This is a genomic window from Streptomyces sp. NPDC088707 (genome assembly GCF_044752725.1).
In the GTDB taxonomy this organism is placed as follows: domain Bacteria; phylum Actinomycetota; class Actinomycetes; order Streptomycetales; family Streptomycetaceae; genus Streptomyces.
Genome location: NZ_JBIVLV010000005.1, coordinates 390,454 through 412,461, shown reverse-complemented (window position 1 = coordinate 412,461; position 22,008 = coordinate 390,454). Strand labels below are relative to the sequence as shown.

Genomic DNA, 22,008 nt, shown 5'->3' with positions numbered 1-22,008 from the left:
CTGTCAAGGGTGCCTCGCGGGAGTACGAGAAAGCTGCCGGCGCCTCAGAAAGGCACCGGCAGCCCGGAGTTCGCAATTCCGTACGACGGGGGATCCGGTCAGCCGACCAGGCTGTCGTCCAGCTCCTCGGTCAGGTTGGACTCGGTCCCGGGAATGCCCAGGTCCTGCGCCCTCTTGTCGGCCATCGCGAGCAGTCGGCGGATCCGGCCGGCCACCGCGTCCTTCGTCAGCGGCGGGTCGGCGAGCGCACCCAGCTCCTCCAGGGAGGCCTGCTTGTGCTCCATGCGGAGCCGGCCCGCCGCCGCGAGGTGCTCGGGCACCTCCTCGCCGAGGATCTCCAGCGCGCGCTGCACCCGGGCCCCCGCGGCGACCGCGGCACGGGCCGAGCGGCGCAGGTTGGCGTCGTCGAAGTTGGCCAGACGATTGGCGGTGGCGCGCACCTCGCGCCGCATCCGCCGCTCCTCCCAGGCGAGCACCGACTCGTGCGCGCCGAGCCGGGTCAGCAGGGCGCCGATCGCGTCGCCGTCGCGGACGACGACCCGGTCCACTCCCCGTACCTCACGGGCCTTCGCCGCGATGGAGAGCCGGCGCGCCGCGCCGACCAGGGCGAGCGCCGCCTCCGGACCCGGGCAGGTCACCTCGAGGGAGGAGGACCGGCCGGGCTCGGTCAGCGAACCGTGCGCGAGGAACGCGCCCCGCCAGGCCGCCTCCGCGTCGCAGGTCGCCCCGGAGACGACCTGCGGGGGAAGTCCCCGGATGGGACGGCCGCGGCCGTCCACGAGACCAGTCTGCCGGGCCAGCTGGTCGCCTCCGGCCACCACCCGCACCACGAAGCGCGAGCCGCGCCGCAGCCCGCCGGGGGCCATCACGATCAGTTCCGAGCTGTGCCCGAAGATCTCCAGGATGTCCCGCTTGAGCCGGCGCGCCGCCATCGCAGTGTCCAGCTCCGCCTCGATCACGATGCGGCCGCTCACCAGGTGCAGCCCGCCCGCGAACCGCAGGATCGACGAGACCTCTGCCTTCCTGCAGCAGGTCCGGGTGACGGGAAGCCGGGAGATCTCGTCCTTCACCGCTGCCGTCATCGCCATGGGCCGATCCTTCCATGCATCCGAAAAATACGGTCGTACGCGGCGGCCAACAGCTCCGGGTCATGCTTCGCGGAGCCGTCGGGCCCGGCCACCGGCGCCAGCTCGACCGCGGCACCGAGCCGCTTGGCGGCGTCGGCGAGGGACTCGCGGTCGGGCACGGCGGCCTCGTCGGCCAGCACCACGTCCAGGGCGAGTTTAGGGGCGTGTCGTCCCAAAACCTCCAAATGACGCTGCGGGGAGAAGCCCTCTGTTTCTCCGGGCTGCGGCGCGAGGTTCAACGAGAGCACCTTCCGGGCCTTCGTATCGGCCAGCGCGTCGAGCAGCTCGGGCACGAGCAGGTGCGGGATCACCGAGGAGAACCAGGAGCCGGGACCGAGCACCACCCAGTCCGCGTCCAGGACCGCCTCGACCGCCTCCGGCACCGCCGGCGGGTCGTTCGGCACCAGGTGCACGGACTGCACCTCGCCCGGCGTGAGCGCCACCGTCGCCTGACCGCACACGGTGTCCACGTCGTCCGGACGCTCCGGATCATGACCCTTGACCAGGGCCTGGAGCTCCAGGGGCACGGCGGACATGGGCAGCACCCGGCCCTGGGCGCCGAGCAGCCGGCCCACCAGGTCGAGGGCCTGCACGGGGTCGCCGAGCTGCTCCCAGAGGGCGACGATCAGCAGGTTGCCGACGGCGTGGCCGTTGATCTCGCCCTTGGACTGGAAGCGGTGCTGGATGACCCGCGCCCAGGTCTGGCCCCAGTCGTCGTCGCCGCAGAGCGCGGCGAGCGCCTTGCGGAGGTCGCCCGGGGGCAGCACGCCCAGCTCCTCCCGGAGCCGGCCGCTGGAACCCCCGTCGTCGGCGACGGTGACGACGGCGGTGAGGTCGCCGGTGATCCGGCGGAGCGCGGCGAGGGACGCGGAGAGGCCCATCCCGCCGCCCAGCGCGACCACCTTCGGCTGGGCGCCGCGCCTGCGGAGCGTACGCCGCACCGAGAGGGTGGAGGCACGTCGACGGTACGGCTTCACTCGCGCCCCATGTCCCGGTGCACGACGACGGTCTCGACCCCTTCGGCGGCGATACGTGCGGCGAGCCGCTCCGCCGTGGCCACGGAGCGGTGCTTGCCGCCCGTGCAGCCCACGGCGATGGTCACGTACCGCTTGCCCTCGCGCCGGTAGCCCGCGGCGATCAGCTGGAGCAGCTCGGTGTAGCGGTCGAGGAACTCCTTGGCGCCGGGCTGGTTGTAGACGTAGTTCGACACCTCCTCGTTGAGGCCGGTGAAGGGGCGCAGCTCGGGGACCCAGTGCGGGTTCGGCAGGAAGCGCATGTCGACGACCAGGTCGGCGTCGACCGGCAGGCCGTACTTGAACCCGAAGGACATGACGGTGGCCCGCAGCTCGGGCTCCTCGTCGCCGGCGAACTGGGCGTCCATCTTGGCGCGCAGCTCGTGCACGTTCAGGCTGGAGGTGTCGATCACCAGGTCGGCGTCGCCGCGCAGCTCGCGCAGCAGGTCGCGCTCGGCGGCGATGCCGTCGGTGATCCGGCCGTCGCCCTGGAGCGGGTGCGGCCTGCGGACCGACTCGAAGCGCCGGACCAGGGCGTCGTCGGACGACTCCAGGAAGACGATCCGGCGGGTGACCTGCTTGGCGTCCAGGTCGGCGAGGGACTCCCTGAGGTTGTCGAAGAACTGCCGGCCGCGGACGTCCACGACCACAGCGATCCGGGCGACGTTGCCCTGGGAGCGGGCGCCGAGCTCCACCATGGTGGGGATCAGCGCGGGCGGCAGATTGTCCACGACGAACCAGCCGAGGTCCTCCAGACACTTCGCCGCGGTGGACCGGCCGGCTCCGGACATGCCGGAGATGATCACCAGCTCGGGAATGGCCGCCTCGGCGCCGTTGTCGCCGGGGGTCTCCTTCGTGCCCGTACTCACGTGTCCTGCTCCGTCTTCTCGGTCGTGCTGGTCGTGCGGTTCGTTCCGGTCCTGCTCGTGCGCGGTCATGCCGTGCCGCCCCCGTCGTCTTCCATGATCTCTCCTGTCGCCGTGTTCACGGCAGGTGCGGCCGGGGCCGCCTGCGCGAGGGCCACGACGACCGCCTCCGCGGTCTTCCGGCCCATGCCGGGAACCTCGCAGATCTGCTCGATTGTCGCCTGCCGGAGCCGCTTCACCGAGCCGAAATGCTTGATCAACGCCTGTTTCCGGGTGTCGCCGAGGCCGGGCACCGCGTCGAGAGGGCTGGTCCGGATGCGTTTCGTGCGCTTCGAGCGCTGGTAGCGGATGGCGAAGTCGTGAGCCGTGTCACGTACCCGCTGGAGGAGGTACAGCCCCTCGCTGGAGCGGGGCAGCACCACGGGGTCGTCGTCGCCGGGCAGCCACACCTCCTCCAGACGCTTGGCGAGCCCGCACACCGCGATGTCGGAGATCCCGAGCTCGTCGAGGGCGCGGCGGGCCGCCGCGACCTGCGGCTGCCCGCCGTCGACCACGACGAGCTGCGGCGGGTAGGCGAACCGCTTGGGCCGCCCGGCCTCGTCCGGATCCTCGACGACGCCCTCGGGATCCCACTCCCCCGTCTTCTCCTTCTCCAGGAGATAGCGGCGGAAGCGGCGGCTGATCACCTCGTGCATGGACCGGACGTCGTCCTGCCCCTCGCCGTGCCAGACCTGCGTGTCGCCGACACGGCCCTTGATCTGGAAGCGGCGGTACTCGCTCTTGCGGGGCAGCCCGTCCTCGAACACCACCATCGAGGCCACCACGTCCTCGCCCTGGAGGTGCGAGATGTCGAAGCACTCGATCCGCAGCGGCGCCGAGTCCAGGTCCAGCGCCTCGGCGATCTCCTCCAGGGCCCGGGAGCGGGTGGTCAGGTCGCTGGCCCGCTTCGTCTTGTGCAGGACGAGCGCCTGCTGGGCGTTGCGCGCGACGGTCTCCATCAGGTCCTTCTTGTCGCCGCGCTGCGGGATCCGCAGCGAGACGTTGGACCCGCGGCGGCCGGAGAGCCAGGCGGTGACGGCCCCGGTGTCGTCGGGCAGCGCCGGGACCAGGACCTCCTTGGGCACCGCGTCCCCGCTCTCCTCGCCGTACAGCTGCTGGATCGCGTGCTCGACGAGCCCGGCCGTGTCGACGGCCTCGACCTTGTCGGTGACCCAGCCGCGCTGGCCGCGGACACGTCCGCCGCGCACGTGGAAGATCTGCACGGCGGCCTCCAGCTCGTCCTCCGCGAGTGCGATCAGGTCGGCGTCGGTGGCGTCGGCGAGCACGACCGCGCTCTTCTCCATGGCCCGGCGCAGCGCCTCTATGTCGTCGCGGAGCCGCGCGGCCTTCTCGTACTCCATGTCCTCGGCCGCGATCATCATCTGCTTCTCCAGCCGGCGGATGTACGTACCCGTACGGCCGGCCATGAAGTCGCTGAACTCCTCGGCCAGTTCACGGTGCTCCTCCGGGGTGACCCGGCCGACGCAGGGCGCCGAGCACTTGCCGATGTACCCCAGGAGGCAGGGGCGCCCGGCGGAGGCCGCGTTGCGGAAGACACCCGCGGAGCACGTGCGCACCGGGAAGACCCGCAGCATCAGGTCCACGGTCTCGCGGATCGCCCACGCGTGCGCGTACGGCCCGAAGTAGCGCACGCCCTTCTTCTTGTGGCCGCGCAGCACCTGGACGCGCGGGAACTCCTCGTTCATCGTCACGGCGAGGTACGGGTAGCTCTTGTCGTCCCGGTACTTGACGTTGAACCTCGGGTCGTACTCCTTGATCCAGGAGTACTCCAGCTGCAGCGCCTCGACCTCGGTCGACACGACGGTCCACTCCACGGACGCCGCGGTGGTCACCATGGTGGCCGTCCGCGGGTGCAGGCTCGTGAGCGGCTGGAAGTAGTTGGCCAGCCGCTGCCGGAGGGACTTCGCCTTCCCCACGTAGATCACCCGGCGGTGCTCGTCGCGGAACTTGTAGACCCCCGGGGAGTCGGGGATCTGACCCGGCTTGGGGCGGTAGCTGGAGGGGTCTGCCATGCTCCCCACCCTACTGGCGGGCACCGACACTCCGGCCTCGCGCACTCGTTGGCGATGCATGGCAAATCAGGCGGCGGGACGGCTGGCGGACCGGGTGTGCGTGATCACGGGCGCGGCGAGCGGAATCGGACGGGCGACGGCGGAGCGGTTCCTCCGGGAGGGCGCGCGGGTGGTCGCCGCCGACCTCGACGGGGACCGGCTGGCGACGCTGGAGGGGGTGGTCCCGGTGACCGGGGACGTGTCCCGGGAGGAGGACGCCCGGCGCATGATCACCACGGCGGTGGAGCGCTTCGGACGGCTGGACGTCCTGGTGGCGAACGCCGGGGTCATCCCGCTGCTCTCCGTCACCGAGGCGGAGGGCTCGGACTTCGACCGGGTGATGGCGGTGGACGGCCGGGGCATGTTCCTGACCTGCAAGTACGCGATCGAGGCGATGCTCGTCACGGGCGGCGGGGCCATCGTCTGCACGTCGTCGATCTCGGGCGTGGCAGGACAGGCCCGGCAGGCGGTCTACGGCCCGGCGAAGTTCGTCGCCACCGGCCTGACCAAGCACCTGGCGGTGGAGTGGGCGGAACACGGGATCCGGGTGAACGCGGTGGCCCCGGGCACGATCGAGACGGAACGGGTGGCGGCGGCGCGGGTGGAACCGGGCGGGCCGGAGTACCTGGCGGAGGTGGCGCGCGGCCATCCGATGGGCCGCTTCGGGACGCCGGAGGAGGTGGCGTCGGCGGTCGTCTTCCTGGCGTCGGAGGAGGCGTCCTTCGTCACGGGCGCGATCCTCCCGGTGGACGGCGGCTACCTGGCCCGCTGACGCCGCACCCGACTGCGGCCCTTGTGGGCAATCGTCCCGCTGGGGCGTGCGGGTCCCCCCGGACGGAGTCCGGGGGGAGGGTGGGCACACGGGACGGCGCCCTCTGGCGGCGCCTCCGCCCCTCGCGCCTGGACCCGCACCCCAGGCACGGTGCACAGGGGGTGCGGGTCAAGGCCCGGAAGCCCGGGCCCGGCAAAGCGCGCCGTCCGTGGTGTCACGGTCGGAGTGGCGGCCCGGCGGAGGGGCGGCCGCGCTCAGGACCCGGGGGTCAGGGCTCCCGGGTGGTGGCCCGGCGGCGCCGGACCGCCGCCGCCGACATCAGCAGCAGGGCCAGCCCGGCACCGGCCCCTGCCGTGGCCGACGCCACCGTCACCGCCGGCCCCTCGGAGTCCTGCGCGACCGGCGTGGCCTGCGCGACCGGCGCGGCCTGAGCGGCCTGAGCGGCCTGAGCGGCCTGCGGAGCCGGCGCAGCCGCCCGCGGCCCGTCATAACCCCCGGCCGTGCCCTTCTTCGCGTAGGCCGAGCCCGGGAGCTTGTCCCCGTACGCCCGGACCACCCGCTCCCGGTAGCCGGCCAGGCTCGTCCCGTTCCGGCCGACCGCCCGCACCGCGTCCTCGTCCAGCGGCAGCACCTTCGCCCCCTTCTGGACGTACCACGCGTCGATCTGCGGCTCGCGGAACACGAGACCGCCGCCGCCCAGCTCCGCGTACCGGATCTCGTCGTCGCCGGTGGCGATGTTGACGACCTGCCAGCCGCCCGCCCGCTCGACCGTCCACAGCGAGGCCTTCTGGCCGTCCGAGGACACGGCACGGCTGGCGCGGAACTCGACCCGGGCGACGGGCGCCCCCGGCTTCCCGGCGACGAAGTCCGAGGAGAGGATCCGCACCGGTACCGATGCGCCCTCGACGCGCGGCGCGGCCGCCGAGCGGGCGACGGCGCCGTCCCGGGCGAAGAACCGGGACAGGGTGTCCAGGGTCCCCGGCGCGGAGGCGGCCTGTTCGGGGGTGGGCGCGGGCGGCAGGGTCTCGGCGGCGTCCGCCGGGAGCGCGCCGAGCAGGACGAGCGCGGCGGTGAGGAGCCCCGCACCCGTGGCACGTGCGTTCATCGTCGTCACGCCCCTATCCGGTAGAGGGAGTGGGTCCAGGAGAAGGAGTTGTTGTCGACGTACCAGGCGTGCGAGGCCCAGTTGTAGCGGTCGCTGGAGGGCCAGGGGTCGCCCCAGTAGACCCAGCTGTTGGCGTCGTCGTAGCCGTAGATCACGTGCATGTGGCCGCCGCCGCTGGACCACTGGATGCGGGTCTCGACGGGCCGGTCGGCGTTGATCTCGGTCTGGACGGTGGCGTAGCGCAGCCAGCCGGTCACGTAGGAGCCGGGGTTGACGCCGGCCCAGCTGAGGCCGGTCTGGACGTTGCCGAGGGTGGCCTGGTTGTTGGGGCAGTCGTAGCCCTGCTGGCGGTTGAAGGCGGCGTTGCAGAACTGGTTCTGGCTGTAGTTCCGGCCGAACCAGGTGGCGATGGTGTTGCCTCCGGCCGCCCAGCACCAGTTGGTCTTCTGCTGGGCCTGCATGGTGATGTTCAGCCGCTTGGAGCCGAGGGCGACGACGTCCTCGCCGGCGGGTGCGGCGGACGCGGAGGTGGTGGGGACGAGAAAGAGGGCGGCTGCGGCGAGTGCCGCGAGGTTCAGCTTTCTTCTGCGCATCGCGTTCCTCCCTGGAGCGGGGGGGTGGGGGTGTGGGGGTGTGGGGGGTGGAGGAGCGCGTCCGGACGCTGGTCAGGAGCATCTGCCGTTGTCCGGATCCGGTCAACACGCTTCAATGCGGGGTGACATCGGACTGTGAACGGTGTGACCCGGGTGTGAACGGACGCCCCCGGTCCACCTGCCCGCCCACCCCACGCGGCGCCACGGTCCGCTCCCCCACCGTGAACGTTCACCGAGGAGCCCTCGTGAGCCACACCGAGGCCGATCTGGTGCAGCTCCTGCACACCGGCCCCTTCCATCTGGCGCTGCGCACCGCGCTGGCCGTGCGGGGGCTGCCGCTCCAGCGGGTCCAGCACCACCTCGCGCACCGGGGCGTCAAGGTCGGGGTGACGAGTCTGAGCTACTGGCAGCAGGGCGCCCGCCGCCCCCAGCGGCCGGAGTCGCTGAAGGCGGTCCGCGCGCTGGAGGAGGTGCTGCAGCTGCCGGTGAACTCGCTGCTGCGGCTGCTCACGGAGGACAGGTCCACGCGGTCCGAGGTGGAGCGCCCGGCGGCCCGCTCGTACCGCTCGCTCGTGGAGGCGTCGGGCTCCGTCGAGGAGCTCCTCGCCGACCTGGAGGCGCCGACGGACGGCGGGCTGCACACCGTGGGGCACCACGAGCGGGTCCGGATCGGGGCCGGGCGGGAGCTGGTCGGGCGCGAGTCGCAGCAGGTCGTGCGGGCGCACCGGGACGGCGTGGACCGCTACCTGGCCATCCACCACGGGGATCCGGGCTGCGACCCGTCGCGGGTCCGGGTGCGGGCGGCGGAGAACTGCCGGACGGGGCGGGTGCGGTGGCACGCGGGGACGGGGGTGCTGGTGGCGGAGCTGCTGTTCGACACGCGGCTGCGCGCCGGGGACACGTACCTCTTCTCGTACGGCTTCGAGGACGGTACGGCGGGACCGAGCGGGGAGTACGTGCGCGGGTTCAGCTTCGCGGGCGGGCAGTACGTGCTGCAGGTGCGCTTCGACGAGGAGGCGCTGCCGGTGCGGTGCCGGCGGTTCGCGCAGGCGTCGACGGGTGCGCCGCGCGGTGGCCGTGCGGAGCTGACCGTGAGCGGCCGGCACCGCACGGTGCACGTCGTGGAGCAGGGGGTGCGCCCGGGGATCCTGGGGATCGACTGGGACTGGAGCTGAGCCGACGGGCGGCCCGGCGGGGGCGGTGTCGCGCCTGGTCGTGGCGGGCGGGCGCGGCGGCCGGGCGCGGCGGCTGCGTGTGGCGGCCGGGCGCGGCGGCTGCGCGTGGCGGCCGGTTCAGGCCTTCGGCGTGGACTCCGGGCCCGCGACCAGCTTGCCGTTCTCGACGCGGACCGGGACCGCGGGGAGCGGGACGGTGGCCGGGCCCTTGAGCGCCTTGCCGGTCGTCACGTCGAAGCGGCTGCCGTGGCAGGGGCAGTTGCCCTCGCTGTTCTCGATCTTGTCGAGGACGCAGCCGGCGTGGGTGCACTGGGCGCTGAAGGCCCGGTACTCGCCCTTGGCCGGGCAGCTCACCACGACCTTCTGCTCGCGGTAGAGCTTGGCGCCGCCGACGGGGATCTCGTCCGGGGCGCCGAGGGCGACCGGGGCGGTCGGGGTCGGGACTCCGGCGTGGCCGAGCTTGGACTCGGTGGAGCAGGCGGCGACTCCCAGCCCGGCGGCACCGGCGAGAGCGGCGCCCTTCAGTACGGTGCGGCGGCTGGACTGGCCGGACATGGGCGCTCCACGGTGGATCGGGGCAAGGCGTGACCGAACCGACGATACCGGCGGGGTTCCCGGTGTCGACGGCCGGGCCCGAGGTCCGTCCGGAGACGGGGCAGGGCCCCCGTGGAGGGGGCCCTGCCGGGAACGTCAGGCCTTGCGGGCCCGCGTCGTCGCCTTCTTCGCGGCGGCCTTGGTGGCGGTCGCCTTCGTGGCCGTCTTCTTGGCGGCCGTCTTGGTCGCGGCCGCCGTCTTGGTGGCGGGCGTCCTGGTGGCGGACGTCTTGGTCGCGGCCGCCGTCTTCGTCGCCGCCGTCTTCTTGGCGGGTGCCTTGGCCGGAGCCTTCTTCGCCGCCGTCCTCCGGGTCCCGCGGGCCGCCGGGACGGTCACCCCGGCGTCGCTGACCCGGTCCGCGCCGAGGATCTCGCGGAGGAACTTGCCGGTGTGGCTCGCCGGGACCGAGGCGACCTCCTCGGGCGTGCCCTCGGCGACGACGAGGCCGCCGCCGCTTCCGCCCTCGGGGCCCATGTCGATGAGCCAGTCGGCGGTCTTGATGACATCGAGGTTGTGCTCGATGACGATCACCGAGTTGCCCTTGTCGACCAGACCGGACAGGACCTTGATCAGCTTCGAGATGTCCTCGAAGTGCAGACCGGTGGTCGGCTCGTCCAGCACGTAGACCGTGCGGCCCGTGGAGCGCTTCTGGAGCTCGGAGGCGAGCTTCACGCGCTGCGCCTCGCCGCCCGAGAGCGTCGGCGCGGACTGGCCGAGCCGGACGTACCCGAGGCCGACCTCGTTGAGCGTGCGCAGGTGGCGCGCGATGGTCGGGACGGCCTCGAAGAAGTCCAGGGCCTCCTCGATCGGCATGTTCAGGACTTCGGCGATGGACTTGCCCTTGTAGTGGACCTCCAGGGTCTCCCGGTTGTACCGGTCGCCGTGGCAGACCTCGCACGGGACGTAGACGTCCGGGAGGAAGTTCATCTCGATCTTGATCGTGCCGTCGCCGGAGCAGTTCTCGCAGCGGCCGCCCTTGACGTTGAAGGAGAACCGGCCGGGCAGGTAGCCCCGGACCTTGGCCTCCATCGTCTCGGCGAAGAGCTTGCGGACGTGGTCGAAGACGCCGGTGTACGTCGCCGGGTTCGACCGCGGGGTGCGGCCGATCGGGGACTGGTCGACGTGCACGACCTTGTCGACGAGGTCGTCGCCGTCCACGCGCGTGTGCCGGCCGGGCACCGACTTGGCGCCGTTCAGCTCGCGCGCGAGGTGGGTGTAGAGGATGTCGTTGACCAGGGTCGACTTGCCGGAGCCGGAGACACCGGTGACGGCGGTGAGAACGCCCAGCGGGAAGGAGACGTCGATGTCCTGCAGGTTGTTCTCGCGGGCCCCGTGCACGGTGAGCCGGCGGCCGGGGTCGACCGGGCGGCGGATGTCCGGGGTGGGGATCTCCCGGCGGCCGGACAGGTACTGCCCGGTCATCGACTCCTCGTTGCCGAGGAGCTCCTTCAAGGTGCCGGAGTGGACGACCTTGCCGCCGTGCTCACCGGCGCCGGGGCCGATGTCCACGATCCAGTCGGCGACCTTGATGGTGTCCTCGTCGTGCTCGACGACGATGAGCGTGTTGCCCATGTCCCGGAGCCGTACGAGGGTCTCGATGAGCCGGTGGTTGTCGCGCTGGTGGAGGCCGATGGACGGCTCGTCGAGCACGTACAGCACGCCGACCAGGCCGGAGCCGATCTGGGTGGCGAGCCGGATGCGCTGGGCCTCGCCGCCGGAGAGGGTGCCCGCGGCGCGGTTGAGCGAGAGGTAGTCGAGGCCGACGTCGACGAGGAAGCGCAGCCGCTCGTTGACCTCCTTGAGGACCCGCTCGGCGATCTTCTTGTCCCGGGCGTTCAGCGTGAGGCGGGAGAGGAACTCGGCGCAGTCGCTGATCGACATCGCGGCGACCTCGGCGATGGACTTCTCCATGACCGTGACCGCGAGGACGATCGGCTTGAGGCGGGTGCCCTCGCAGGTGGGGCACGGCACCTCGCGCATGTAGCCCTCGAAGCGCTCGCGGCTGGAGTCGCTCTCGGCCTCGGTGTGGCGCCGCTTGACGAAGGAGACGGCGCCTTCGAAGGCCGGGGTCGTGTACGCCCGCTCCCTGCCGTACCGGTTGCGGTAGCGCACCTCGACCTGGGTCTTGTGGCCGTACATCAGGGCCTTCTTGGCGCGCTGCGGCAGTCCCGCGTACGGGATGTCCGTGCGGAAGCCGAGGGCCTGCGACAGACCGCCGATGAGCCGGCCGAAGTACTCCTTGGTGTGGCCGTGCGACCAGGGGTGGATCGCGCCCTCGTCGAGGGACTTGTCCTCGTCGGGGACGATCAGCTCCGGGTCGACCTCCATGCGGGTGCCGATGCCGGTGCAGTCGGGGCAGGCGCCGAACGGCGAGTTGAAGGAGAAGGAGCGCGGCTCCAGCTCCTCGAAGGACAGGTCGTCGTACGGGCAGTAGAGGTGCTCCGAGTACATCCGCTCGCGCTCGGGGTCGTCCTCGGCGAGGTCGACGAAGTCGAGCACGACCATGCCGCCGGAGAGTCCGAGCGCGGTCTCGACGGAGTCGGTGAGACGGCGCTTGGCGCTGTCCTTCACGGTGAGGCGGTCGACGACCACCTCGATCGTGTGCTTCTCCTGCTTCTTCAGCGTCGGCGGTTCGCTCAGCTGTACGGTCACGCCGTCGACGCGGGCGCGGCTGTAGCCCTTGGTCTGGAGGTCGGCGAAGAGGTCGACGAACTCGCCCTTGCGCTCGCGCACGAGCGGGGAGAGCACCTGGAACCGGCTGCCCTCGGGGAGCTCGAGGACCTTGTCGACGATGGCCTGCGGCGACTGGCGGGAGATCGGCCGGTGGCACTCGGGACAGTGCGGCTTGCCGATGCGGGCGAAGAGCAGGCGGAGGTAGTCGTAGACCTCGGTGATGGTGCCGACCGTCGAGCGCGGGTTGCGCGAGGTCGACTTCTGGTCGATGGAGACCGCGGGCGACAGACCTTCGATGAAGTCGACGTCCGGCTTGTCCATCTGGCCGAGGAACTGCCGGGCGTACGAGGAGAGCGACTCGACGTAGCGGCGCTGCCCCTCGGCGAAGATCGTGTCGAACGCGAGGGAGGACTTGCCCGATCCCGAGAGCCCGGTGAAGACGATCAGGGAGTCACGCGGGAGGTCGAGCGAGACGTTCTTGAGGTTGTGCTCACGAGCGCCACGGACGATGAGACGGTCGGTCACGCCGGTCCGCACCTTTCTTCAGAGAGCGGATGCTGCGGAGGAATGCCACGGAGAGATGCCGCAGAGGTCTGATGTGCCTGAAACACCCAACGCTTCAAGGATGCCGGATGCTTCCCTCGAGCCTATAGCACGCACATTCGATTTACGGACTCCCGGAGACCTCTTCACCCGAACGAGTGGTGACACCCCGGCTGGCACTAGGGTCGGCGCCATGATCGACCACGAAAGCGACCTCGCTCACGTCCGCGAAGCGACCGAAAGACTGCTGACGGCCGCCGCCTCCCTGGACAACGCGGCGGCCGCCGAGCCGTCACGGCTGCCCGGCTGGACCCGTGGCCACGTGCTCGCCCACGTCGCCCGCAACGCCGACGCTCTGGTGAACGTCCTCCAGGGCCTCCCCATGTACCCCGACGCCGCGACCCGCGACGCCGACATCGAGCGCGACTCCGGCCGCCCGCTCGACGTCCAGCTCGCCGACGTGCGCCGGACCGCCGACCGCTTCCAGGCCGTGGGCGCCGAGCCCGCCGACTGGAGCCGGACCGTCGAGCTCCGCAACGGCGTCCTGGACAGCGCGTCCCGGATCCCCTTCCGCCGCTGGGCGGAGGTCGACCTGCACCACGTCGACCTGGGCATCGGCTACGAGCTGGAGGACCTGCCCGAGGAGTTCGTGAGCCGCGAGATCGAGTTCCTCGCCGACCGCTTCGCCGGCCTGGAGACCGTGCCGGCGACGACCCTCCGGGCCGACGGCGGCCAGGCGTGGAAGACCGGCGGCACGACGGGCGGCGTCGCCGTCACGGGCGGCGCCGCCGAGATCCTCGGCTGGCTGACCGGGCGCCGCGACGGAGCGGCCCTGCGGACCGAGGGCGGGCCGCTGCCGAAGCTCCCCCCGTTGTAGCGCCCGCAGCCCCTTCCGTCGGTGCGCGGGACTAGTCTGAGCGCATGACGTACAGCGGAGTGGTGAAGGTCGGCGGGGCGGCGGACGTGCACGAGCTGACGGACCTGATGATCTCGAAGGTCGCGGTCGGCCCGATGGACAACAACGCGTATCTGCTGCGCTGCCGGGCCACCGGCGAGCAGCTGCTGATCGACGCGGCCAACGACGCGGACACCCTCCTCACGCTGATCGGTGACGACGGCGTCAAGTCCGTCGTCACCACCCACCGGCACGGGGACCACTGGCAGGCGCTCGCCGACGTGGTCGCCGCGACCGGCGCCGTGACGTACGCGGGCGCGTACGACGCGGAGGGCATCCCGGTGGCGACCGACGTGCCCGTCGAGGACGGCGACACGATCCGGGTGGGGCGCGTCGAGCTGACCGCGCGCCGCCTGGTCGGGCACACCCCGGGCTCGATCGCCCTCGTCTACGACGACCCGCACGGCCACCCGCACGTCTTCACCGGCGACTGCCTCTTCCCCGGCGGCGTGGGCAACACCTGGAAGGACCCGGAGGCCTTCGCGAGCCTGATCCACGACGTGGAGACCAAGCTGTTCGCGGTCCTGCCTGACGAGTCGTGGATCTACCCGGGCCACGGCAAGGACACCACGCTCGGTGACGAGCGGCCCTCGCTCACCGTGTGGCGCGAGCGCGGCTGGTAGCCCCTCGGGGAAGCCCGCGGAGGCGGAGAGCGCGCGGCTGAGCAGCCACGCGCTTCCGCACGCCCCCGTAGCCCGGATGGCGGCGGGGTAGTTGGCGCGACATGAGCCTCAGTAACGCTCCGTCGCCGACCGCTCCCCCGGTTCCCCCCGTCCCGCCCGCCGCCCCCTCGATGGCCAGGCTCGCCGGCGCCTCGCTCGTCGGCACCGCCATCGAGTTCTTCGACTTCTTCGTCTACGGGACCGCCGCCGCCCTCGTCCTGGGGCCGCTCTTCTTCCCGACCTTCTCCCCGCTCGCCGGGACCCTGGCCGCCTTCGGCACCTTCGCCATCGGCTTCGTGTCCCGGCCGCTCGGCTCGGTCCTCTTCGGCCACGTCGGCGACCGGTACGGACGGCGCCCCGTCCTCTTCGCCTCGCTGCTCCTGACCGGCTGCGCCACGGTCGCGGTCGGCTGCGTCCCCACGTACGGGACGATCGGCATCGCGGCACCCGTGCTGCTGCTCGTGCTCCGCTTCCTGCAGGGTCTGGGCCTCGGCGGCGAGTGGGGCGGGGCCGTCCTGCTCACCGCCGAGCACGCGCCCGCGAACCGGCGGGCGCTCTGGTCGAGCTTCCCGCAGATCGGCCCGTCGATCGGCTTCCTCCTGGCGAACGGGGTGATGCTGGCGCTCTCGGCCGGCCTGAGCGACGCGGAGTTCCGCTCCTGGGGCTGGCGGGTGCCGTTCTGGGCCGCGGGCGTGCTCGCGGCGGTCGGCCTGCTGCTGCGCTCCTCGCTCGCGGAGACCCCTCAGTTCGAGAAGCTGTCCGCGGCCGGGCGGACCGCGGGCGCCCCGCTGGCCGAGGTCGCCCGTGACCACTGGCGGCTCGTACTGCTGACCGCCGGGGCGCTCGCGGTCGGGTACGCCACCTTCTACGCGGTCTCCACCTGGGCGCTGGCCTACGGCACCGAGCGGCTCGGGGTGAGCAGCACGGTGATGCTGACCTGTGTCATGGCGGCGGTCGCGATCAAGGGTGCGACCACGCCGTTCGTCGCGATGCTCGCCGACCGCTGGGGCCGCCGACCACTGTGTCTGGCGGGGTGCGCGGCCTCCGCGCTGTGGATGTTCCCCATGGTGGCCCTGCTGCACACGGCGCGCCCGTTCCTGATGTTCCTGGGCTTTCTGGGTGCGCTGCTCGCCTTCATCACGATGTTCGCGGTGGTGGCCGCGTACCTCCCGGAGCTGTACGAGCCCCGCGTCCGCTGCACGGGTGCCGCCGTCGGCTACAACCTCGCGGGGGTCCTGGGCGGCGCGCTGACCCCGATCGTCGCCACCGCTCTCTCCGACGGGGGCTCGGGTCCGCCCTGGGGCGTCGCGGCCTATCTGACCGTGGTCGCCCTGGTCAGCCTCGGCTGCTTCGCGCTCCTTCCGGAGACGCTGCCGTCCAAGGCCGGGGCCGAGCGGCGGGCGGAGCCCGAGCCGGCCTCGGCCTGAGGACGGGGACCCGGCTGACGGGCGAAGGAGAGACGGCGACGAGAGACGGCGACGGCCGGCCAGGGAGTCCCCGGCCGGCCGTCGCCGTCTGCGTGCCGCGTGTCGTGCGGGTCAGGCGCCGATGCTGTCCTTCTTGGCATCGTCGACGCCGTCGGCGTCGGTCACGCCCTCGGCCGCGGCTCGCTCCGCCTGCCTCTTCGAGGCGATCAGGCTGGTGATCGTGGTGATGACCAGCACACCGCCGATGAAGGCGAGCGAGAACGGGATGCTGATCTCCGGGACGTGCACCCCGGACTCGTGCAGGGCGTGCAGCACGAGCTTGACGCCGATGAAGCCGAGGATCACCGACAGGCCGTAGCTGAGGTGGACCAGCTTCTTGAGCAGGCCGCCGATCAGGAAGTACAGCTGCCGCAGACCCATGAGGGCGAAGGCGTTCGCCGTGAAGACGATGTACGGGTCCTGGGTGAGGCCGAAGATCGCCGGGATGGAGTCGAGGGCGAAGAGGATGTCGGTGGTGCCGATGGCCAGCATGACGACCATCAGCGGAGTCATGATCCGCTTGCCGTTGTTCCGGATGAAGAGCTTGGTGCCGTGGTAGCGGTCGGCGACGCCGAACCTCTTCTCGGCCATCTTGAGAAGGCGGTTCTCCTCCCAGTCCTCCTCGTCCTCGTCCGCGCGCGCCTCCTGGATGAGCTTCCAGGCGGTGTAGATCAGGAACGCGCCGAAGATGTAGAAGACCCAGGAGAAGCTCGCGATGATCGCGGCGCCCGCGGCGATGAAGATCGTGCGGAGCACCAGGGCGATCACCACACCCACGAGCAGCACGCGCTGCTGGAGGTGCGAGGGAACCGCGAACTTCGCCATGATCAGGACGAAGACGAACAGGTTGTCGACACTGAGCGACTTCTCGGTGATGTAGCCGGCGAAGAACTCTCCGGACGCCTGGCTGTTGCCGAAGAACAGCAGGCCGAGACCGAAGAGTGCGGCCAGCACGACCCAGACGACCGTCCAGATTCCGGCTTCCTTGACCGACACGTCATGGGGCTTGCGCCCGATGAAGAAGTCGGCAGCGATCAGGGCGGCGAGACCGAGAATGGTCACTACCCACAGGGTGGTTGAAACGTCCACTGCGCCTCCGGCGTCGTACGGCTACTGATCAGCGTCGTCGCTGCCGGAGGTCTCTTCCACCCGGGCGACGGAGTCGCCACCGGGCCGACGCCCCGGGATCGGATCATGGATGATCCGTCCGTATTGACGGGTACGCCGCGCATGGGGAGTACTCCCCTCCGCACGAAGAAGACTACCCGAAAACCCAAGAGAAGGTAAAGGGAAGGGTAAAGGGCCGCCAAGAGGCCAGGTCAGAGCTGTCGGTCCGTCAGGGCTCTCAGGGCCGCTTCCCGTGGCGCGCCGCCGCCACCTGGCCGAGGACCTGGCGGAGCACCGCGCTGCCCGGCGGGAGCATCGGAGGCTCGTACGACCAGGCGTGGCCGACCCACGGGTCGGCGAGGTGGTCGTCCGGGACGGGGGTGAGCCGGAGCAGCGAGCGCCACAGCGGGTCGAGCAGCGGCCCGTACGCGGACGCGTCCTCCCGGTCCGCCACCATCAGCAGATGGACGCCGACCGACGGTCCCTCGTCGGCGAGGTACCGGAGGCGGGTGACCGCCCGGTCGTCGAAGCCGTGCGGGAAGTCGTGCACGAGCAGCAGCTGCCGGGCCGCGTCCAGACCGGGCGGCAGGGCGTCGGAGGCTCCCGCCCGCACCGCCATCTGCAGCAGGTCGACCCGCTCGGTCAACTGCTCCAGGACCGCCGAGACCCCTGCCGCGCCCCTGGCCGGCGGGGCCGCGAGGACACCCGACTCCACGAGGGGCGCGAGCGCGGCGGTGCCCGCGCCGGCCGGGTCGACGACATGGACGGTGAACGCGCCTGCCGGGTGCGCCGCGAGCAGCCGCGCCGCGTGCGCGACCGCGCAGTCCAGGGCGAGCCGCCGCAGTTCGACCTCGTCGAGGAGGCCGGCGGCCTCGGAGTGCCCTCGGCCGCTGTCCACCCAGAGCCCCCGCTCCAGCGGCAGCCGGACGAGCATGGGGATCCGCAGATCCGTCCGCTCGGGGAGGTGGAGGTCGCCGAGGCGGACGGCCATCGGCTCCTCGGCCGGGGCGCGGTAGGCCTGCCAGACGGGGTTCTCCCAGCGGGCGAAGGCGACGGGCAGGGCGGGCTCGACGACCTCGGACTCGGCCGCGAGCTGGGCGAGGTCCCGGTCCAGGACCTCCTGTGCCCGCGCCACCAGCTCGTCGTGCCGGGCACGGGCGGCGGCCCGCGCGGCGTCGTTGGCGCCGTCGGCTCGGGCACGGTAGTCGGAGAGCGTCTGGTCGAGCTCCCGGTCGAGCCGGTTCTCGGCGAACTCGCAGGCGCTGCGATAGGCGGCGGCGGTCCGCGCCAGGTCCTCGAACATGCCCCACACCTGGTTGTACAGGCGCTCGTCCATGGACCAGCCCGCCGCGTCCCCGGCGACCGGCGCGGGTGGCCCCTGCCGGGGCTCGGACTCGGGTACGGGCGCGGGGCCGGGGGCCGGGGCGGCCTGGCGACGGGGGTGGGCGTAGTTCACCGGACCGCCGCTCGGCGCCGGGGCGGGCGTGCCGGTGCCCGACGGCGGGGTCGGCGGCGGGCTCGCCGGGCCGGCCGGAGCGGCCGGAGCGGTCGGAGCGGGCGGGGCCGGGTCCGTCACCGGTGCCGGTGCCGGTGCCGTGTGGCGTACGCGGTCCGCCTCGGCGGCGTGCTGGGCCGGAGCGGCGACCGGGGCGGGCCCCGGCGCGACGGTCTCCAGGATCGCCGCGGCCAGGTCGGCGGGGCGCTCCAGGCCCTGGTCGCCCAGGAGGGCGGCGAGCCCGCCCTCGTACCCCTGACCCATGGCGCGGACCTTCCAGGCGCCCTGGCGGCGGTACAGCTCCAGGGCGACGACGGCGGACTCGCTGTCGAGCCCGGTGATCGTGAAGGTGGCGATCTCGGCGCCGTCGGGGCCGGCGACGGCCACGAACGGGGCGGCGACCGTGCCGAAGCGGGCGGCTCCGCCCGCGCGCGGGCCGGGCAGCGCGAGGAGCACCGTGACCCGGTGGACGGCGCCGGGGACGGCCTCCAGGTCCACCGCGAGGCGGTGGTCGGCGGCGGCCTGCCCGGGGACGGCGATGCCGGGCAGGGAGGGCGCTCCGGGGTGGGCGATCCACTCCACGCCGGGGACCCTGCCCTGCTCGTCGCCGAGGGTGGCGCCGGCGAGGACAGGGTGACCGGCCGACACCCGGATCTCCAGTCGGGTGTCGGGCAGGGGGTGGTTCTGCCCCCGGACCAGCTCGGCCGTCATCGACTCTGTCCCCTCGGCTTTTCGGCGTGTGCGACTGTTCGGCGTTCTCGGCTGTTCGGCGTTCTCCGCGTTTCACCGGTGCGGTTCATGCGGGACAGCTCCCGGTGGCCTGCCGCCGCCGGGAGCTGTGGGTGGGTGCGGTGCGCTCCTGCCTACAGGTGCGGCAGGATCGCGGGCATCAGGTCCTGGAAGGTGCGGCCGTTGGCCGGGTTGCCCAGGGCGGTCATCTGCCAGCCGGAGCCGACCCGGTGCACCTTCGCCATGATCTGCGCGGTGTAGTTGCCGCCACCGTCGAGGGTGTAGCGCGCGAGCTCCTGGCCGTTCGTCTCGTCGACGATGCGGCAGAACGCGTTCTGCACCTCCTGGAACGTCTGGCCGGTGAAGGAGTTCACCGTGAAGACGATCTGGTCGATGTGGACCGGGACCCGCTGGAGGTCGACGAGGATCGCCTCGTCGTCCCCGCCCTGGCCCGCGCCGCCGACCAGGTTGTCGCCGGTGTGCTTGACCGAGCCGTCGTCGCTGACCAGGTGGCGGAAGAAGACCACGTCGACCGGCTGCTTGTCCGCGAAGAGGACGGCCGAGGCGTCCAGGTCGATCTCCTGGGTGCGCTTGCCGAAGAGGCCGCGGCGCGGCGCGGCCTGCCAGCCGAGGCCCATCCGCACCTGGCTGAGGCTGCCCCCACCCTGCTTCTCCAGGCTGATGGCCTGACCCTTGGTCATGTTGACCGACACGCGTTGCCCCTCTCGTTAGCGTTCCCCGCGACCGCCGTTCCGGTGCGTGCGGTTGCCGAGCACATTACGCAGCACCACTGACAGCGCGGAGGTGCGGTCCGGTTTTGTGTCGGTCTTGCAACACACCGGACCGCGTGCCGGACCCCACCCCCGATCCCCCGCCGGACCGCGTCCGGTCAGGCGAGTCCCGCCTCCTTCATCTGGCGCAACTCCTTCTTCAGCTCTCCCACTTCGTCACGGAGCCGGGCGGCCACCTCGAACTGCAGCTCGGCGGCCGCGGCGCGCATCCGGTCGGTCATCTCCTCGATGATCGCGGCCAGTTCGGTGGCGGGCCGGTCCCCGAGTTCGACCGTCGAGCCGGCCTTGCCCTTGCCCTTGACGCCGTGCGCGGCGAGCGAGGGGACGGGGGCCTTGGCGCCCTTGCCCTCCTTGCCCTGGCGGTAGCCGGTGCCGAGGAGTTCCTCGGTGTCGATCTCCTCGCGCGCGATGGTCGCGACGATGTCGTTGATCTTCTTCCGGAGCGGCTGCGGGTCGATGCCGTGCTCCGTGTTGTACGCGATCTGCTTCTCACGGCGCCGGTTGGTCTCGTCGATGGCCTGCTCCATCGCCGGGGTGATCCGGTCCGCGTACATGTGGACCTGGCCCGAGACGTTTCGCGCGGCACGGCCGATCGTCTGGATGAGGGAGGTCCCGGAGCGCAGGAAGCCCTGCTTGTCGGCGTCGAGGATGGCGACGAGGGACACCTCGGGGAGGTCGAGGCCCTCGCGGAGCAGGTTGATGCCGACGAGGACGTCGTACTCGCCGGCGCGCAGCTCGCGCAGCAGCTCGATCCGGCGCAGGGTGTCGACGTCGCTGTGCAGGTAGCGCACCTGGATGCCGAGTTCCAGGAAGTAGTCGGTGAGGTCCTCGGCCATCTTCTTGGTGAGGGTGGTGACGAGGACGCGCTCGTCGCGCTCGGTGCGCAGTCTGATCTCGTGGACCAGGTCGTCGATCTGCCCCTCGGTGGGCTTGACGACGACCTCGGGGTCGACGAGTCCGGTGGGGCGGATGATCTGCTCGACGAAGCCGTCGCCGCGGGAGAGTTCGTACGTTCCGGGTGTCGCGGAGAGGTAGACCGTCTGGCCGATGCGCTGCTGGAACTCCTCCCACTTCAGCGGGCGGTTGTCGAGGGCGGAGGGAAGACGGAAGCCGTGGTCGACCAGGGTCCGCTTGCGGGAGGCGTCGCCCTCGTACATGGCGCCGATCTGCGGCACGGTGACGTGCGACTCGTCGATGACGAGCAGGAAGTCCTCGGGGAAGTAGTCGAGGAGGGTGTTGGGCGCGGAGCCGGGCTCGCGGCCGTCGAAGTGCATCGAGTAGTTCTCGATGCCGGAGCAGGAGCCGATCTGGCGCATCATCTCCAGGTCGTACGTGGTCCGCATGCGCAGGCGCTGGGACTCCAGGTGCTTGCCCTGCTTGTCGAGCTCGGCGAGGCGGCCCTCCAGCTCGCGCTCGATGTCGTTGACCGCGCGCTCCATGCGCTCGGGGCCGGCGACGTAGTGGCTGGCGGGGAACACGTAGAGCTCGCGGTCCTCGCTGATGACCTCGCCGGTGAGCGGATGGAGGGTGGAGAGGGCCTCGATCTCGTCGCCGAACATCTCGATGCGGACGGCGAGCTCCTCGTAGACCGGGAAGATCTCGATGGTGTCGCCGCGGACGCGGAAGGTGCCGCGGGTGAACGCCAGGTCGTTCCGGGTGTACTGGATGTCGACGAAGCGGCGGAGCAGCTGGTCGCGGTCGAGCTCCTCGCCGACCTTGAGCGGGACCATCCGGTCCACGTACTCCTGGGGCGTGCCGAGGCCGTAGATGCAGGAGACGGAGGCGACCACGATGACGTCCCTGCGGGTGAGCAGGGAGTTCGTCGCGGAGTGGCGGAGCCGCTCCACCTCCTCGTTGATGGAGGAGTCCTTCTCGATGTACGTGTCCGACTGCGGGACGTACGCCTCGGGCTGGTAGTAGTCGTAGTACGAGACGAAGTACTCGACCGCGTTGTTCGGCAGGAGCTCCCGGAACTCGTTCGCCAGCTGGGCGGCCAGGGTCTTGTTCGGCGCCATCACCAGGGTGGGGCGCTGGAGCTTCTCGATCATCCACGCGGTCGTGGCGGACTTTCCGGTGCCGGTGGCACCGAGGAGCACGACGTCCTTCTCGCCCGCGCGGATACGCCGCTCCAGGTCGGCGATGGCCGCGGGCTGGTCGCCGCTGGGCTGGTACTCACTGACGACCTCGAAGGGCGCCACCGAACGTTCGATCTTGGAAACGGGCCGCATGCA

Annotated in this window: 17 protein-coding genes; 5 read left to right on the top strand and 12 right to left on the bottom strand. The window is 71.8% G+C overall.

Going from position 1 to position 22,008, the window contains the following annotated elements; all coding sequences use genetic code 11:
* Positions 1-98: 98 nt before the first annotated feature.
* Genes whiA through uvrC form a run of 4 tightly spaced genes read right to left on the bottom strand, consistent with a single transcriptional unit; the run spans position 99 to position 5,078 of the window.
* The gene (gene whiA / locus ACIP84_RS18320) at positions 99-1,088 is read right to left on the bottom strand and encodes a DNA-binding protein WhiA (protein ID WP_030205188.1); all 990 of its coding nucleotides are present in this window, start codon (positions 1,086-1,088) and stop codon (positions 99-101) included.
* Positions 1,079-2,104, bottom strand: coding sequence for a uridine diphosphate-N-acetylglucosamine-binding protein YvcK (gene yvcK / locus ACIP84_RS18315; protein WP_355956369.1), 1,026 nt, complete (start codon positions 2,102-2,104; stop codon positions 1,079-1,081). The genes whiA and yvcK overlap by 10 nt, the downstream gene beginning before the upstream one ends.
* On the bottom strand, positions 2,101-3,078 hold the full coding sequence (gene rapZ, locus ACIP84_RS18310; RefSeq protein WP_355956371.1) for an RNase adapter RapZ: 978 nt from the start codon (positions 3,076-3,078) through the stop codon (positions 2,101-2,103). The genes yvcK and rapZ overlap by 4 nt, the downstream gene beginning before the upstream one ends.
* Positions 3,075-5,078: an excinuclease ABC subunit UvrC gene (gene uvrC / locus ACIP84_RS18305; protein ID WP_401798660.1), complete on the bottom strand. Its 2,004-nt coding sequence runs from the start codon at positions 5,076-5,078 to the stop codon at positions 3,075-3,077. Before uvrC ends, rapZ begins: the two co-directional genes overlap by 4 nt.
* A 58-nt stretch (positions 5,079-5,136) precedes the next feature.
* Here uvrC and ACIP84_RS18300 point away from each other — a divergent pair, with 58 nt between their 5' ends.
* The gene (locus ACIP84_RS18300) at positions 5,137-5,889 is read left to right on the top strand and encodes an SDR family NAD(P)-dependent oxidoreductase (RefSeq protein WP_401798658.1); all 753 of its coding nucleotides are present in this window, start codon (positions 5,137-5,139) and stop codon (positions 5,887-5,889) included.
* 268 nt (positions 5,890-6,157) lie between these two features.
* Here the strand turns inward: ACIP84_RS18300 and ACIP84_RS18295 are convergent, their stop codons facing one another.
* Together ACIP84_RS18295 and ACIP84_RS18290 are read right to left on the bottom strand one after the other, a co-directional pair.
* Complete coding sequence (locus ACIP84_RS18295) at positions 6,158-6,994, bottom strand: hypothetical protein (protein ID WP_401798656.1); 837 nt, start codon at positions 6,992-6,994, stop codon at positions 6,158-6,160.
* A gap of 5 nt (positions 6,995-6,999) precedes the next feature.
* The gene (locus ACIP84_RS18290) at positions 7,000-7,587 is read right to left on the bottom strand and encodes a papain-like cysteine protease family protein (RefSeq protein ID WP_401798655.1); all 588 of its coding nucleotides are present in this window, start codon (positions 7,585-7,587) and stop codon (positions 7,000-7,002) included.
* 245 nt (positions 7,588-7,832) lie between these two features.
* On the opposite strand from ACIP84_RS18290, the gene ACIP84_RS18285 reads away from it, so the two are divergent.
* The gene (locus tag ACIP84_RS18285; RefSeq protein ID WP_401798653.1) at positions 7,833-8,762 is read left to right on the top strand and encodes a hypothetical protein; all 930 of its coding nucleotides are present in this window, start codon (positions 7,833-7,835) and stop codon (positions 8,760-8,762) included.
* A gap of 117 nt (positions 8,763-8,879) precedes the next feature.
* Here the strand turns inward: ACIP84_RS18285 and ACIP84_RS18280 are convergent, their stop codons facing one another.
* Entirely contained in the window at positions 8,880-9,317 is a 438-nt protein-coding gene (locus ACIP84_RS18280) for a Rieske (2Fe-2S) protein (RefSeq protein ID WP_401798651.1), read from the bottom strand.
* A 135-nt stretch (positions 9,318-9,452) separates the two neighbouring features.
* Positions 9,453-12,554 carry an excinuclease ABC subunit UvrA gene (uvrA, locus tag ACIP84_RS18275; protein WP_401798649.1) on the bottom strand — a complete coding sequence of 1,034 codons (3,102 nt, stop codon included), beginning with the start codon at positions 12,552-12,554 and terminating at the stop codon, positions 9,453-9,455.
* Positions 12,555-12,765: 211 nt separating this feature from the next.
* Between uvrA and ACIP84_RS18270 the strand changes: the two genes are divergently transcribed.
* The 3 genes from ACIP84_RS18270 to ACIP84_RS18260 all read left to right on the top strand — a co-directional run bounded on the left by ACIP84_RS18270 (position 12,766) and on the right by ACIP84_RS18260 (position 15,616).
* On the top strand, positions 12,766-13,449 hold the full coding sequence (locus ACIP84_RS18270) for a maleylpyruvate isomerase family mycothiol-dependent enzyme (protein ID WP_401798647.1): 684 nt from the start codon (positions 12,766-12,768) through the stop codon (positions 13,447-13,449).
* A gap of 44 nt (positions 13,450-13,493) precedes the next feature.
* Positions 13,494-14,150 (top strand): MBL fold metallo-hydrolase, encoded by a 657-nt coding sequence (locus ACIP84_RS18265; protein WP_401798646.1) that lies wholly within the window; start codon positions 13,494-13,496, stop codon positions 14,148-14,150.
* Between the two features lie 170 nt (positions 14,151-14,320).
* Entirely contained in the window at positions 14,321-15,616 is a 1,296-nt protein-coding gene (locus ACIP84_RS18260; protein WP_401798820.1) for an MFS transporter, read from the top strand.
* Positions 15,617-15,727: 111 nt separating this feature from the next.
* Here the strand turns inward: ACIP84_RS18260 and ACIP84_RS18255 are convergent, their stop codons facing one another.
* The 4 genes from ACIP84_RS18255 to uvrB all read right to left on the bottom strand — a co-directional run bounded on the left by ACIP84_RS18255 (position 15,728) and on the right by uvrB (position 22,005).
* The gene (locus ACIP84_RS18255; protein WP_401798644.1) at positions 15,728-16,744 is read right to left on the bottom strand and encodes a TerC/Alx family metal homeostasis membrane protein; all 1,017 of its coding nucleotides are present in this window, start codon (positions 16,742-16,744) and stop codon (positions 15,728-15,730) included.
* A 256-nt stretch (positions 16,745-17,000) separates the two neighbouring features.
* Entirely contained in the window at positions 17,001-18,968 is a 1,968-nt protein-coding gene (locus ACIP84_RS18250) for a TerD family protein (protein WP_401798643.1), read from the bottom strand.
* Between the two features lie 152 nt (positions 18,969-19,120).
* Positions 19,121-19,699 (bottom strand): TerD family protein, encoded by a 579-nt coding sequence (locus ACIP84_RS18245; protein WP_030325289.1) that lies wholly within the window; start codon positions 19,697-19,699, stop codon positions 19,121-19,123.
* A gap of 176 nt (positions 19,700-19,875) precedes the next feature.
* Positions 19,876-22,005: an excinuclease ABC subunit UvrB gene (gene uvrB, locus ACIP84_RS18240; protein ID WP_355956395.1), complete on the bottom strand. Its 2,130-nt coding sequence runs from the start codon at positions 22,003-22,005 to the stop codon at positions 19,876-19,878.
* Between the last annotated feature and the right edge of the window lie 3 nt (positions 22,006-22,008).

Excerpts from the sequence above, each read along its gene's own strand:
- whiA (WP_030205188.1), bottom strand. The coding sequence starts at position 1,088 with ATGGCGATGACGGCAGCGGTGAAGGACGAGATCTCCCGGCTTCCCGTC.
- ACIP84_RS18250 (WP_401798643.1), bottom strand. The coding sequence starts at position 18,968 with ATGACGGCCGAGCTGGTCCGGGGGCAGAACCACCCCCTGCCCGACACC.
- ACIP84_RS18265 (WP_401798646.1), top strand. The coding sequence starts at position 13,494 with ATGACGTACAGCGGAGTGGTGAAGGTCGGCGGGGCGGCGGACGTGCAC.
- rapZ (WP_355956371.1), bottom strand. The coding sequence starts at position 3,078 with ATGACCGCGCACGAGCAGGACCGGAACGAACCGCACGACCAGCACGAC.
- ACIP84_RS18260 (WP_401798820.1), top strand. The coding sequence starts at position 14,321 with ATGGCCAGGCTCGCCGGCGCCTCGCTCGTCGGCACCGCCATCGAGTTC.
- ACIP84_RS18280 (WP_401798651.1), bottom strand. The coding sequence starts at position 9,317 with ATGTCCGGCCAGTCCAGCCGCCGCACCGTACTGAAGGGCGCCGCTCTC.
- ACIP84_RS18290 (WP_401798655.1), bottom strand. The coding sequence starts at position 7,587 with ATGCGCAGAAGAAAGCTGAACCTCGCGGCACTCGCCGCAGCCGCCCTC.
- ACIP84_RS18300 (WP_401798658.1), top strand. The coding sequence starts at position 5,137 with ATGGCAAATCAGGCGGCGGGACGGCTGGCGGACCGGGTGTGCGTGATC.
- ACIP84_RS18270 (WP_401798647.1), top strand. The coding sequence starts at position 12,766 with ATGATCGACCACGAAAGCGACCTCGCTCACGTCCGCGAAGCGACCGAA.
- ACIP84_RS18295 (WP_401798656.1), bottom strand. The coding sequence starts at position 6,994 with ATGAACGCACGTGCCACGGGTGCGGGGCTCCTCACCGCCGCGCTCGTC.
- uvrC (WP_401798660.1), bottom strand. The coding sequence starts at position 5,078 with ATGGCAGACCCCTCCAGCTACCGCCCCAAGCCGGGTCAGATCCCCGAC.
- uvrB (WP_355956395.1), bottom strand. The coding sequence starts at position 22,005 with ATGCGGCCCGTTTCCAAGATCGAACGTTCGGTGGCGCCCTTCGAGGTC.